Origin of the sequence: Marmoricola sp. OAE513 (assembly GCF_040546585.1) — a bacterium.
In the GTDB taxonomy this organism is placed as follows: domain Bacteria; phylum Actinomycetota; class Actinomycetes; order Propionibacteriales; family Nocardioidaceae; genus Marmoricola.
Genome location: NZ_JBEPOC010000001.1, coordinates 1049436 through 1062317 on the forward strand (window position 1 = coordinate 1049436; position 12882 = coordinate 1062317).

Annotated in this window: 11 protein-coding genes; 2 read left to right on the forward strand and 9 right to left on the reverse strand. The window is 68.9% G+C overall.

Annotated features, from left to right (window positions below):
• Positions 1-7: 7 nt before the first annotated feature.
• The 5 genes from ABIE44_RS05385 to mfd are packed head-to-tail and all read right to left on the reverse strand — an operon-like array spanning position 8 to position 6750.
• Positions 8-589 (reverse strand): FtsB family cell division protein, encoded by a 582-nt coding sequence (locus ABIE44_RS05385; protein ID WP_209721063.1) that lies wholly within the window; start codon positions 587-589, stop codon positions 8-10.
• A 12-nt stretch (positions 590-601) separates the two neighbouring features.
• Positions 602-1879 (reverse strand): phosphopyruvate hydratase, encoded by a 1278-nt coding sequence (eno, locus tag ABIE44_RS05390; protein WP_209721061.1) that lies wholly within the window; start codon positions 1877-1879, stop codon positions 602-604.
• 48 nt (positions 1880-1927) lie between these two features.
• On the reverse strand, positions 1928-2545 hold the full coding sequence (locus ABIE44_RS05395) for a nucleoside triphosphate pyrophosphohydrolase (protein WP_354437867.1): 618 nt from the start codon (positions 2543-2545) through the stop codon (positions 1928-1930).
• An 8-nt stretch (positions 2546-2553) separates the two neighbouring features.
• Positions 2554-3261 carry a hypothetical protein gene (locus ABIE44_RS05400; protein WP_209721058.1) on the reverse strand — a complete coding sequence of 236 codons (708 nt, stop codon included), beginning with the start codon at positions 3259-3261 and terminating at the stop codon, positions 2554-2556.
• Positions 3262-3273: 12 nt separating this feature from the next.
• On the reverse strand, positions 3274-6750 hold the full coding sequence (gene mfd / locus ABIE44_RS05405) for a transcription-repair coupling factor (RefSeq protein WP_209723631.1): 3477 nt from the start codon (positions 6748-6750) through the stop codon (positions 3274-3276).
• A gap of 229 nt (positions 6751-6979) precedes the next feature.
• On the opposite strand from mfd, the gene ABIE44_RS05410 reads away from it, so the two are divergent.
• Positions 6980-7705 (forward strand): hypothetical protein, encoded by a 726-nt coding sequence (locus ABIE44_RS05410; RefSeq protein WP_209721055.1) that lies wholly within the window; start codon positions 6980-6982, stop codon positions 7703-7705.
• 14 nt (positions 7706-7719) lie between these two features.
• Complete coding sequence (locus tag ABIE44_RS05415; protein WP_209721052.1) at positions 7720-8286, forward strand: hypothetical protein; 567 nt, start codon at positions 7720-7722, stop codon at positions 8284-8286.
• Here ABIE44_RS05415 and ABIE44_RS05420 read toward each other — a convergent pair.
• The 4 genes from ABIE44_RS05420 to ABIE44_RS05435 all read right to left on the reverse strand — a co-directional run bounded on the left by ABIE44_RS05420 (position 8276) and on the right by ABIE44_RS05435 (position 12874).
• On the reverse strand, positions 8276-9046 hold the full coding sequence (locus ABIE44_RS05420; RefSeq protein WP_354437868.1) for a lytic transglycosylase domain-containing protein: 771 nt from the start codon (positions 9044-9046) through the stop codon (positions 8276-8278). The genes ABIE44_RS05415 and ABIE44_RS05420 overlap by 11 nt on opposite strands.
• Positions 9043-9951, reverse strand: a complete 909-nt coding sequence (locus ABIE44_RS05425) for a phosphate ABC transporter ATP-binding protein (protein WP_209721048.1) — start codon at positions 9949-9951, stop codon at positions 9043-9045. Before ABIE44_RS05425 ends, ABIE44_RS05420 begins: the two co-directional genes overlap by 4 nt.
• A gap of 98 nt (positions 9952-10049) precedes the next feature.
• Positions 10050-11903, reverse strand: coding sequence for an Ig-like domain repeat protein (locus ABIE44_RS05430; protein WP_209721045.1), 1854 nt, complete (start codon positions 11901-11903; stop codon positions 10050-10052).
• A gap of 44 nt (positions 11904-11947) precedes the next feature.
• Positions 11948-12874, reverse strand: coding sequence for a class E sortase (locus ABIE44_RS05435; RefSeq protein WP_209721042.1), 927 nt, complete (start codon positions 12872-12874; stop codon positions 11948-11950).
• Positions 12875-12882: the final 8 nt, after the last annotated feature.

A 12882-nucleotide genomic window follows, 5' to 3' on the forward strand; every position in this document is an offset into this window, starting at 1 on the left:
GTCCTCATCACTGCGGCTTGCCGTCCTTGTTGATCTTGTCCGCCGGGGTGGGCTTGGGCACCAGCTTCTTGGGCTGGTCCGCCGCCTTGGCGGACTCGCCGATCTTGGTCCACCACGCCTCCGGCTTCTTCTTCGGGTTCGCGATGGTGCTCGGGTCCGCGAGCTTGTCCTTGCCGGTCAGCGGCTCGCCGTTGCTGTCGAGCACCTGGTACGCCGTCTCGCCCGGGAGCACCCAGCCGAACCGCTCGCGAGCCTGCTGCTCGACGTAGCTCGGATCGTTCCACCGGTCCAGCTCGGCCTGCGCCGACCGGATCTCGCGGTTGTACCCGGCGATCTCCGCGTTCAGTTCGGCGATGTGCGAGCGCTGGTGCAGGTAGGCCCGCATCGAGGACGCGTAGGAGATCACCAGCAGCGCGAAGACCACCAGCAGGATCGCGGCCCGGTTGGTGAACTTGGGTCGCTCGGCCGGACCGGGACCCGTCGTCCGGGACGGAGGCCGCGGCGGCCGGCCCGCCCCACCGCGCTGGGCGGGACGGGTGTTGCGCGGAGGACGACCTCCGCGCTGCGGCTTGCGACGCTCCGGTGGCAACGGGTCTCCGGATCAGCCCTGGTAGCGCGGGAAGGCGCCGCGACCGGCGTACCGGGCGGCGTCGCCGAGGTCACCCTCGATGCGCAGGAGCTGGTTGTACTTGGCGACGCGCTCGGACCGGGCCGGGGCGCCGGTCTTGATCTGGCCGCAGTTCGTGGCCACAGCCAGGTCGGCGATCGTGGTGTCCTCGGTCTCGCCGGAGCGGTGGCTCATCATGGAGGCGTAGCCGCTGCGGGTCGCGAGGGCGACCGAGTCCAGGGTCTCGGTGAGCGAACCGATCTGGTTGACCTTCACCAGCAGGGCGTTGGCCTGGCCGCCGGTGATCCCGCGCTGCAGGCGCTCGACGTTGGTGACGAACAGGTCGTCGCCGACGAGCTGGGTCTTGCTGCCGAGCTGGTCGGTGATGGTCTTCCAGCCGTCCCAGTCGTCCTCGTCCAGCGGGTCCTCGATCGAGACGATCGGGTAGCTCGCGACCAGGTCGGCGTAGTAGGCGGTCATCTCGGCGGCCGACTTCTGAGCGCCTTCGAAGGTGTAGCTGCCGTTCTCGCAGAACTCGCTGGCGGCGACGTCGAGGGCCAGGACGACGTCCGTTCCGAGCTTCAGGCCGGCCAGGCCGATCGCCTCGGCGATCAGGTCGAGCGCGGCGCGGTTGCTGCTCAGGTCGGGAGCGAAACCTCCCTCGTCGCCGACCCCGGTGGCCAGGCCCTGCTTCTTCAGCACGGACTTCAGCGCGTGGTAGACCTCGGCGCCGGTGCGCAAGGCCTCGCGGAAGGTCGGAGCACCGATCGGGGCGATCATGAACTCCTGGATGTCCACGTTCGTGTCGGCGTGAGCGCCACCGTTGAGGATGTTCATCATCGGGACGGGCAGGACGTGCGCGTTCGGGCCGCCGACGTAGCGGTACAGCGGCAGGTCGGCGCTCTGGGCGGCCGCGTTCGCGACGGCGAGCGAGACGCCGAGGATCGCGTTCGCGCCGAGGTTGGCCTTGTTCGGGGTGCCGTCCAGGTCGAGCATCTCCTGGTCGACGAGACGCTGGTCGCTGGCGTCCAGGCCGATGATCCGCTGGGCGATCTGAGACTCGACGGCGCTGACCGCCTTCTCGGTCCCCTTGCCCAGGTACCGGTCACCACCGTCGCGGAGCTCCACCGCCTCGAAGGCGCCCGTGGAGGCACCGGACGGCACGGCCGCGCGGCCGAAACTGTCGTCCTCGAGGATGACCTCGACCTCGACGGTGGGGTTGCCGCGCGAGTCGAGGATCTCGCGGGCGATGACGTCTTCGATGGCTGCCAAGGGGTGCTCCTGGATCGTGGTGCTGGGTCTGAGAACGACCCGGCAAGACTATCCGGGAGCAGATCCGATCCGACGTACCGCCCCGCGCAGAGCCTGCTCCGGGTCGACCCCCGCCCGGTGGGACTCGATCACCAGGGCGAGCAGGCGGTCGCCGACGTCCTCGGAGTCGCTCGAGACCTCGACCACGCGCCCGGTGCGTTCGAGACGCTCGAGAGCCTTGACCGCACGCAGGAGCGCGGGAAGATCCTCGGGGACGCCGTCCATCAGCCCCTCGCGCGACTTCTCGAGGGCCTTGATCTGCTCCCACTGCTCGTTGACCGCCACCGCGTCGTCGGCCGGGACCGTCGTGCTGCCCGGGTCGAAGACGTGCGGGTTGCGGCGGCGCAGCTTGGCGATCAGGTCGCCGGCGACGTCCTCGATGTCGTAGCTGCCGTCCTCCGCGGCGATGGCCGCGTGGAAGAAGACCTGGAGCAGGAGGTCGCCCAGCTCCTCGCGGAGGTCGTCGTCAGTCCCCTGCTCGATCGCCTCGACGACCTCGTAGGTCTCCTCGAGCAGGTAGCGGACCAGCGACTCGTGGGTCTGGCCGGACTTCCAGGCGCACTCCCGCCGCAGCTGCGCCATCACGGCCGTCAGCTCGACGAGCCGCGACTCCTGGCGGTCGGCCACGACCGGGCTCAGCCGCAGCGCTGGCGCGTCGGCAGGTCGCCGAGGAAGGTCTCTGTGGGCTGCGCCTTGCCGGTGTCCTTCGCGAACTTCGAGACGCGGACCGACAGGGACGGGTCGCCCGCGACCTGGAGGCCGTCGTCGGACAGGCCGTAGACCGGGTCGACGTCGATGTCGGCCGCCTTGGCCGCTGCTGCCTGAGCGGTGTTCAGCGCATCGGTGAGGACCTGGTTGGCCTGCTCCTGGCCGAGCTGCTGGAGCGTCGCCTCGCCGATCTGGGCGACGATCGCAGCCTGGATGGCGAGCTGGGCGTCCAGGTACTCCGAGATCAGGGTGGTCAGCCGCTCGCGGTCCTCGCCCCTGGCCGACTTCTTGATGACCGGCGCGAGGCTGTCCATCGTCTGCTTGACCTGGTCCTGGTCGGCCTTCGCGTCGGCCTTCTCCGCGATCCGGGCGTCCAGCGCGGTGCTGACCAGGAAGGTCGCCACCTGCGAGCGCGCTTGGGCACGGGAGAGCCTGGGCAGCTGTCCGGCGGCCTCGGGATTCTTGCCGGCGTCCTCGAAGTAGTCGCACTGGAAGTCGGTGAACAGGTCGACGTCCTTGGCCGAGTACGTCGTGTCGTCGACCTTGATCGCGACGTCACCCGTCTGGGCGCACCCGGAGAAGGAGAGGAGAGCCACACCGGTGACGGCGAGCCCGGTCAGACGAGACGGCTTCACGAACACTTCTCCCTAGTTCTCGACCACGGCGGGTGGGTCGATGATCGCGTCGATCACCCGTACCGCCCACGCTAGCAATTCCTCGTCCCGAGCACCGTGCGGACGCGGCACCAGCATCGTACGCACAGCGCTCTTGACCAGGCTGCCGGGGTAGATCCGGTTCAGGCGGACGACGCGGGAGTCGGGCAGCTCGACCGGGGCGAACCGCAGGTGCTTGCCGGCCAGGGTGACCTCGCTGATCCCCGCGGCCCGGCAGCGGGCCCGGAAGCGAGCCACCTCGAAGAGCCGGTCCACCGGGGCCGGCGGGGCGCCGTACCGGTCGACCATCTCCTCGCGCAGCGTCGCGACGTCCTCCTCGGCACGGACCTCGGAGAGGCGCTTGTACATCTCCAGCCGCAGCCGCTCGCTGGTCACGTAGTCGTGCGGCAGGTGCGCGTCCACCGGGATCTCGATCCGGACCTCGCCCAGCTCCTCGGGCGCGTTGCCGTCCTGGCGGAACTCGCTGACCGCCTCACCGACGAGCCGCACGTAGAGGTCGAACCCGACGTCGGCGATGTGGCCGGACTGCTCGCCGCCGAGCAGGTTGCCGGCGCCTCGGATCTCGAGGTCCTTCATCGCGATCGCCATGCCGCCACCGAGGTCGGAGTGCTGGGCGAGCGTCGCGAGCCGCTCGTGCGCGGTCTCGGTCAGCGGCTTGTCCGTCGGGTACAGGAAGTAGGCGTAGGCCCGCTCGCGCGAGCGACCGACGCGACCCCGCAGCTGGTGCAGCTGGGAGAGGCCGAGGGTGTCGGACCGCTCGATGATCATCGTGTTGGCGTTGGAGACGTCGAGACCGGACTCGACGAGCGTGGTGCACACCAGCACGTCGAAGCGCTTCTCCCAGAAGTCGAGCATCACCTGCTCGAGCTGGCGTTCGTTCATCTGACCGTGCGCGATCGCGACCCGGGCCTCGGGCACGAGCTCGCGGATCTTGGCGGCGGCCTTGTCGATCGACTGCACCCGGTTGTGGATGTAGAAGACCTGGCCCTCACGGAGCAGCTCGCGCCGGATCGCCGCGATCACCTGCCGGTCCTCGTAGGCACCGACGTAGGTCAGTACCGGGTGCCGCTCCTCGGGAGGCGTGGTGATCGTCGACATCTCCCGGATACCGGTGATCGCCATCTCCAGGGTCCGCGGGATCGGCGTCGCGCTCATCGCGAGCACGTCGACGCTGGTCCGCATCCGCTTCATGAGCTCCTTGTGCTCGACGCCGAACCGCTGCTCCTCGTCGACGATGATCAGGCCGAGGTCCTTGATCTTGATGTCCGGGTTGAGCAGCCGGTGCGTGCCGATGACGATGTCCACCGACCCGTCGGAGAGGCCGTCGACGACCTCCTTGGCCTCCTTGTCGGACTGGAACCGGCTCAGCTGCTTGAGCACGACCGGGAAGCCGCTCATCCGCTCGGCGAAGGTCGAGTGGTGCTGGGTGACAAGCAGCGTGGTCGGCACCAGCACGGCCACCTGTTTCCCGTCCTGGACGGCCTTGAAGGCAGCCCGGACGGCGATCTCGGTCTTGCCGTAGCCGACGTCGCCGCAGACGAGCCGGTCCATCGGCACCGTACGGCGCATGTCGGCCTTGACCTCGTCGACGGTGGTCAGCTGGTCGGGGGTCTCGTGGAACGGGAAGGCGTCCTCGAGCTCGCGCTGCCACGGGGTGTCCTCGCCGAAGGCGTGGCCCTTGGTGGCCTGCCGGGCGGCGTACAGCTTGATGAGCTCGGCCGCGATCTGGCGGACGGCCTTGCGAGCGCGGCTCTTCCGCTTGGTCCAGTCGGCACCGCCGAGGCGGTCCAGGCTGGGCTGCTCGCCGCCGACGTACCGGGTGACCTGGTCGAGCGCGTCGGCCGGCACGAAGAGCTTGTCGGCCGGTTGCCCGCGCTTGCTGGAGCCGTACTCGAGCACCAGGTACTCGCGCATCGAGCCGTGCACCTCGCGCTGCTTCATCTCCAGGAAGCGACCGACGCCGTGCTGCTCGTGGACGACGAAGTCGCCGGGCGCGAGCTCGAGCGGGTCGATCTGCTTCTTGCGCCGGGTCGGCATCGAGCGCATGTCGCGGGTGGAGGCCTTCTGACCGGACAGGTCCTCGCCGGTCAGGACGACCAACCCAGGGTCCGTCAGCACCAGGCCGTGGGCGAGACATCCCTGCGTGACCACGACGACCCGGTCGTCCTCGGTCGTCGAGCTTGCCGAGACGTCACCCAGCCGCGCAGCGATGTCGTGCTCCCCGAGGACCTCGACAGTGCGCTGGGCCGAGCCGAGCGCAGGCTGCACGACGATCACCCGGCGACCCAGCTCCAGGTGCCCGGCGATGTCCTTGACCGCAGCCTCGATGTCGCCGCGATACGCCTCGACCGGCACCGCCCCGACGACGCGGGAGTCGTCGTCACCCTCGCCGTCCAGGCCGAACGGGCTGACGCCCCACCAGGAGCGTCCGCTGGAGAGGACTGCCTCGCGGACGTCGGCCAGCGACCGTAGGGACGCGGCTCCGAGGTCGATCGGCGCCTGGCCGCCGGAGGCTGCCGCCGCCCAGGAGGCGCCGAGGAACTCCTCGCTGGTGGCAACGAGGTCGTGCGCGCGCGAACGGATCCGCTCGGGGTCGAGGAGCAGCACGCTGGTCTGCTCGGGCAGCAGGTCGACCAGCAGCTCCATCTCGTCGACGAGGGCGGGAGTAAGCGACTCCATGCCCTCGACCGCGATGCCCTCGGCGAGCTTGTCGGTGATCTCGCGCAGCTCGGGGTGGGCTGCCCCCAGAGCGGCCGCGCGCTCGCGGACCTCGTCGGTCAGCAGCAGCTCGCGGCACGGCGGGGCCCACAGCCGGTCGATCTTCTCCACGGTGCGCTGGTCGGCGACCGCGAAGGTGCGGATCTCGTCCACCTCGTCACCGAAGAACTCCACCCGGACGGGGTGCTCCTCGGTCGGCGGGAAGACGTCGACGATGCCACCGCGGACGGCGAACTCGCCGCGCTTCTCCACCAGGTCGACGCGCGAGTACGCCGCCCCGACGAGCCGGGCGACCAGGTCGTCGAGGTCGACCTCCTGGCCACCGACGAGCTCGACGGGCACGAGGTCGGCGAGACCCTTGACCTGGGGCTGGAGCAGGGAGCGCACCGGCGCGACGACCACCTGGACGGGACCGTTCGCCGGACCGGTGGTCGAGCTTGCCGAGACCGGGTGGACCAGCCGTCGCAGCACGGCCAGCCGCCGACCGACGGTGTCGCTGCGTGGGCTGAGCCGCTCGTGCGGGAGCGTCTCCCAGGCCGGGAACAGCGCCAGGGTGTCGGCCGGTACGACGTCACCGAGCTCGGTGACCAGGTCCTCGGCCTCGCGCACGGTCGCCGTCACGACCAGGACCGTCCGACCCGTGCGAGCCAGACCCGCGATCACGAACGGACGGAGCGCGGGCGGGCCGGTCAGGTCCAGCGAGGGTACGTCGGGCGCCCCGGCCTGACCCATCGCGGTGGCGAGGACGGGCTCGGAGAGGACGGCATCGGCAAGGCCGGCGAGACGCAAGGAAAGCTCCTGGAACAGGTACGGGGACAGCAGTTGTGCCCCCACTCGGACTCGAGTGGGGGTGCGGTGTCGAGTCTACGGCGGCGCACCGACAGCCAGATTCTGAATGTCGCGTAATGGAGCCAGACCGCGCGCCCTCTAGGCAGAAACAGGCCGACCCGCGGAGACCGCCATGAAATCCACAACTCACCGCGGAGCCGTTCCTCCGCTGACGACCGGTGTGGTTCTAGCCACCCTGGTCCTGCTCATGTCCGTTTACCCAGCGCGAGCCGGAGCAGCAGTACCCGCCTGCATCGCAAACGGCGACTACGGTGCGATGGTCACCGTCGAAGACGTGAACGGACCCGCCAACGATGATTCCCGGGGTACCCGCTCGGACATGTACGTCTCGTCGGTCTCGACGTTCTGCCAAAGAGTCTCGTCGGTCTACGTCCAGGATCCGATCAGCGAAAGCGGCATGGAATTCGGATGGGTCGTCGGCTACAGCCAGTGTGACGGCCAGACCTACTCCGTGCCGACTTTGTTCTACTGGGCGCAGCGAAACGGCGCGAAGTTGTCGTGCAACGTCTTCCACACGCGCCACCCGACGACGTACGACACGTTCGAGGTCTCCAACACCAACGCGAACAACTACTGGGGCGTTTACACGAACGGCACTTCGCTGCTTCCGAATGGCGCTGGCCTCGGCTTCAGCAAGGGGTATTCGCTGACCGGTACCGAACGTGGGTCGTCCCAGGACCCTGGCTCAGCCGTTTGGAACGACCTTCAGGAGTTTCACGATGGGTCACCGGGTGATCACTGGAGCGCTTGGGACCGGGTCCAGCTCAACTACGACCACGATCCCACCTACCACTTTCACAGCACGAACAGCTTCAGCGCGTCGTCGGTCCACGACTAGAGAACGGAACAGACATGAAGACCCACCTCGCAACGCCAGGACGTGTCGCAGTACTCGGAATCGCCTCAGTAACGGTCGGCATGGGCATCTTGATCAATGCCTCAGCAACTTCATCCCCGTCGTCATCACCCACCGTTCGGCCTGCCACGTCCAGCAGCGACTACGCCGCCATGGAGGTTGACCGAAAGAATCCGTGCCCTGAGTCCCGTCAGGCTCCCTCTCTGGACGACCTGGTTCAAGACGGGCGAGCACTTCAGACGAAGGCGTTCAAACCCACGATGACAGCTGTCTGCGGAACCAAGCCGGTAGTTGGCTACGGGGACATCACCGTCACCTACGAGGACGGCTGGGCCAAGACCGACGGTGACCGCTACTGGCGGGAACTGGCAGAGACCGCAGACGAGCGCGTGACCACCGTTGCGGGTCGGACTGCCTACCTGGGTGACGCCGACAGTCCTGGCGAACTGAACTCTGTCGAGTTCATCGTTGGCGATCTCGCTGTCACGTTGATCGCGGAAGCAGACGTACCAATCAAGGAGCTCCTCGCGCTCGCGAACGACCTCGAGCTGCCTACCCCGTAGCCCGCTCCGCGTAGCTGTTCGCCGCGGCCAGCACGTTCAGCACGTACTGGTTGTCGTGGTTGTAGGAGTGCACCGCGCCGCTCCATCCGGTCGGCGTACGGAGGTCGTGATCATCAGCGCAGAGGTAACGCGCGGCCGTGTACGCCGCGTCGTCGAGGTCCAGCGGGTCGGCGACGCCGTCGCGGTCACCGTCGGCTCCCCAGCGGTCCCAGGTCGACGCGATGAACTGGAGCGGGCCGACGGCGTGCTCCCAGGTCGTGTCACCGTGCCACTGCGCGGACTGCGGTGTCGACCGGATCGCAGCGAACTGCTTGCCGTCCAGGGCAGGTCCGATGATCGGCGTCGAGGTCCGGCCGTCCTCGGTGACCGTGCGGTCGTCGATGGTGCCGTGGTGCGACTCGACCCAACCGATGCCGGCGAGGGTGTTCCAGGACAGGTGGCAGCCCTTCTGCTCCTTGTCGATCCGGAGCTCGGCGCTGCCGTAGGCGAGCATCGCGCGGGCCGGGATGCCCACCTGGGCGCCGGTGCTCGCGGCCCAGGCGGGGTCGACGCCAGCGGGGAGAGCCTTCCGCTCCGAGCTGCGGCTGACGTTGTTCGCGGGCGGCACCACCGGGGCGGCCTGCGGGGCAGGCTCGTAGGTGAGGTCGTCAGGGACCGTGGCGCCACCACCGGCTGTGACGATGAAGATGCCGAGCCCGACGAGAACGACGAGCACGGCACCGAACACCGCGAACCCCAGCCGGGGATGGCTTCCGATCACCCGAAGCGTCCGTTGACGTAGTCGCTGGTGCGCTGGTCCTGGGGGCTGCCGAACATGGCACGGGTGTCACCGTGCTCCACGATCACACCGGGCGTCCCGTGCGAGGCGAGGAAGAAGGCGCACTGGTCGGAGACCCGCGCTGCCTGCTGCATGTTGTGCGTCACGATGACGATTGTGACCTCTCGGGCAAGCTCGAGCATGGTTTCCTCGATAACTCGCGTCGAGGTGGGGTCCAGGGCCGAGCACGGCTCGTCCATGAGCAGGACCCGCGGCTTGATCGCCAGCGAGCGGGCGATGCAGAGACGCTGCTGCTGTCCACCGGACAGACCGCCACCCGGGGCGTCCAGCCGGTCGCGGACCTCGACCCACAGGCCGGCCTTGGTCAAGCAGGACTCGACCAGCGCGTCACGCTCGTCCTTCGAGGCCTTGGTCCCGGTCAGCTTGAGGCCGGCCAGCACGTTCTCGGAGATCGACATCGCCGGGAAGGGGTTCGGCTTCTGGAAGACCATGCCGATCGAGCGGCGGGCGTCGGTGAGCTTGCGGTCCGGACTGTAGATGTCCTCGCCGTCGAGCAGCACCTCGCCGGCCAGCTGGGCCGACGGGACGAGCTCGTGCATCCGGTTGAGGATGCGGAGGAACGTCGACTTGCCACAGCCCGACGGCCCGATCAGCGCGGTGATGCCACCGGCCGGCATGGTCAGCGAGACGCGGTCGAGAACCAGGCGGTCCCCGAACCAGGCAGAGATGTTGTTCGCGCGGAGCTCGGCCAGCGGCGCGACCGGGCCTTCCGGCACGAAGGGATCGCGGACCTCGGCGAGGTCCCCGATCGGAGCCAGCGGCTGGCTCGGGATCGGCGCGGGAGCGCCGGCGGCGGGGAACACAGCGGTCGGGTCTTCGAAGGTCATCTCTGTCTCGTCTCTCCTGAGGAAGTGGCGGGTCGGGCGCTGGACGCAGTGCGCTCCGCGGGCCGACCCGCCACCTCACGGGTGGTGCTGGGTGGTGCCTACTTCTGGGTGATGGTGAAGGTCTTGACCTTCGCCACCGTGTTGGCCGAGCCGCCGTAGACGATCGTCAGGGTCTTCTTGCCCTTCTTCAGCTTGGCCAGCGTGATGGTGACCTTGCCGTTGACCAGGGTGCCCTTGCCGACGACCTTGGAGCCCTGCTTGATCACGATCGAGCCGGCCGCCTTGAGCGTCGAGCCGGCGATCGCCACGGTGACGGTGCCCTTGCCCTTCTTGCCCTTGGCGACCTTGGCCGGGAACGTCTCGGCGACGGTCAGGTTGGAGGCCTTCGCGACGACGACGTTCTTGTTCAGCGTGCCCGCGCCGTTGGCGGTGTCACCGGCGTAGGTCACGTTCAGGACCTTGGTGCCAGCCGTCAGGGCTGCCGACGCCGGGACCGTGAAGGCGGCCTTGCCGGTGCCGTCGAGGGCCTTGGTGCCCAGGACGACCGAGCCGAGCTTCGCGGTCACGTTGCCGGTCGGGACGCCGGCCGGCGAGGTGATCGTGACCGACGCGACGCCGGCCTTGCCGTAGGTGATCCCGTTGGCGACGGCCCCCACGACGGCGACCTCCTTGACCGTGACGTTGGCCTCGCCGGAGACCGAGTCGGTGAACGCCGCCGGGTTACCGGAGGTGAACTTCGCGGTGTAGATGTGGGAGCCGGGGGTCACGTTCGACAGGTTCAGCGTGGCCTGGCCACCGGTGAGGACACCGGAACCGACCTTGTTGCCACCCTCGAAGAAGTCCAGGTCGCCGTCGGCGTTCTGGCCGTCAGCGGCCACCGTCGCGGTGAGCGTGACCTTGCGACCCGGGGCGGGGGCGCTGGCGACGATCGAGGTGGAGGTGGTCACCGTGTTGGTGGTGAAGTTGCTGACCGCGGTCGTGGTGCCCTGGCCGCAGACGCCACCGTTGGCGACGGTGGCCAGCTGCGCGAAGCCGCGGGCCTCGATGATCGCCTTGCCGGCGGTCGAGCAGAAGAAGCCACCCGTGCCGAAGATGTCGGTCACCCACTGGGAACCGGTGTCAGCATTGCGGACGACGTTGTAGACCGCGCGCTTGGCCGAGTAGCCGGGCTCGAACTTGATCACGGACGGGTTGGTCAGCGTCTGGGCCCGGGCCGTCGAGAACGGGGCGATCGCGTTCGGGTCACCCTGGATCTGGTCGGCGTTGTGCTCCTGGACCTCGGTGACGCCGCTGTAGCCGCCGCCCGCTGCCGGGTAGACGACCGCGACACCGCCGTTGGCGGCCTTGAGCTCGGCCTCGAAGAAGCTGCGCGTGCCCGAGCCCGACTGCGGGATCTTCGGGTTGATGAACGAGCCGGAGAACGACGGGTTGATGTCGCTCCACTTCTTGTAGGTGCCCTTGTAGATGTCGACGATCTGGGCGATCGTCAGGCTCGCCGGGGCGTTGGACGGGGTGTTTCCGGACACGGCCATCTTGAGGCCGTCGACGGCGAACGGGTACTGGGTCAGCTCGGCCTGCTCCGCGGTGCTCAGCGTCGAGGAGGACCGGGCGAAGTTGACGTCCACGTTGTTGCCGGCGCCGAACAGCGTGGCCTTGCCCTGGCCCGAGCCGTTCGGGCGGGCGACCGCGGTGTGTCCGCTGCGCAGCACGATGGTCGAGGGCTGCGGGGTCGCGTCGAAGCTTGCGATCTTCTGGTTCGGGTGGCTGGTGTTCCACGCGTTCGCGAGGTCACCGACGACGAACTCGATCGTGTCCGAGCCGACACCGACGATGTCGGTCGCGGACGGGTCACCAACGGGGTCGGCCGTGGCGGGCGCCATGGCCGTCAGAGCGAGGCCGGAAGCGAGCAGGGCGCTCGCGGCGATGCCGGCGCTGTACTTGCGTACGTTCATCTCTACGTGATCCTTAGGTTGGGTGGTGCGTTGTTGTCGGGGTGTCACATCAGGTTCGGCAGAAGCCGGACGACCTGGTCCGTGGTGAACCAGGACAGGGCGATCGCGAGTGGTGAGGCGATCACCCACACAAGGGGTGCCGACCAGCGCTGGCGGGCAGCGATGACGGCGATGGTGAGGCCGGTGAGCAGCGCGAGGCCCAACGCGAGCATCGGGAGCGCACCCGGGGTGCCCTCCATCGCCAGCTCGGACTTCGGTACGCCGACGGGGCGGCCCGAAGGCACCTGCTGTCCGGTCTCGGAGACGGCGTCGACGTAGACCGCGTCGCTCGGGCGCAGCTGGTGCAGGAAGCCCGTGCCCTCTGCGGTGACCAGCGTGAGCCGAGCGGCGCCGGCCTCGGGCGCGGTGACCTGGTCGCCGGCGCGGCGGATGCCCTCGACCACGAACGTGGTCTTGGCCTGGCCGGTCTGGGTGACGATCTTGTCGCCGACCTTCAGCGTGTCCAGGTCCGCGAACGGCTTGCCGTAGGTGGCCGAACGGCCGTACACGTAGGACGTGCCGACCTGACCAGGGATGACCGAGTCGCGGCGGTGGCCGGGACCTGCCTGCATGTCGCCGGACGCGGTGCCCTCCACGACGACCTGCTGGACGTCGAGCTTCGGGATGGTCAGCACGGCGACCGGCTTGCCCGGTGTGATGACCGGTCCGAGCGGCGCTGTCGCCTCGGCGACCTGGGTGCGGAACTGACCGTAGAGGATGTGCTGGTCGCGGGCCTGGCTGAAGCCGCTGAGCACCAGCACCTGCAGGAGGAACCAGACGCTGATCAGGGCCAGCATCGTGCAGACCGAGGACACCATCGCGACGACCTCGGTCGCCTCGCCGGGGCGGATCTCGACCGGACCTGCCGTCTTCACCCGGGCGCCGCCCTTGGGGGACGACGGCGGCGTCGGCGGGCTCGTCGGAGGCGTCATCGTGGCCG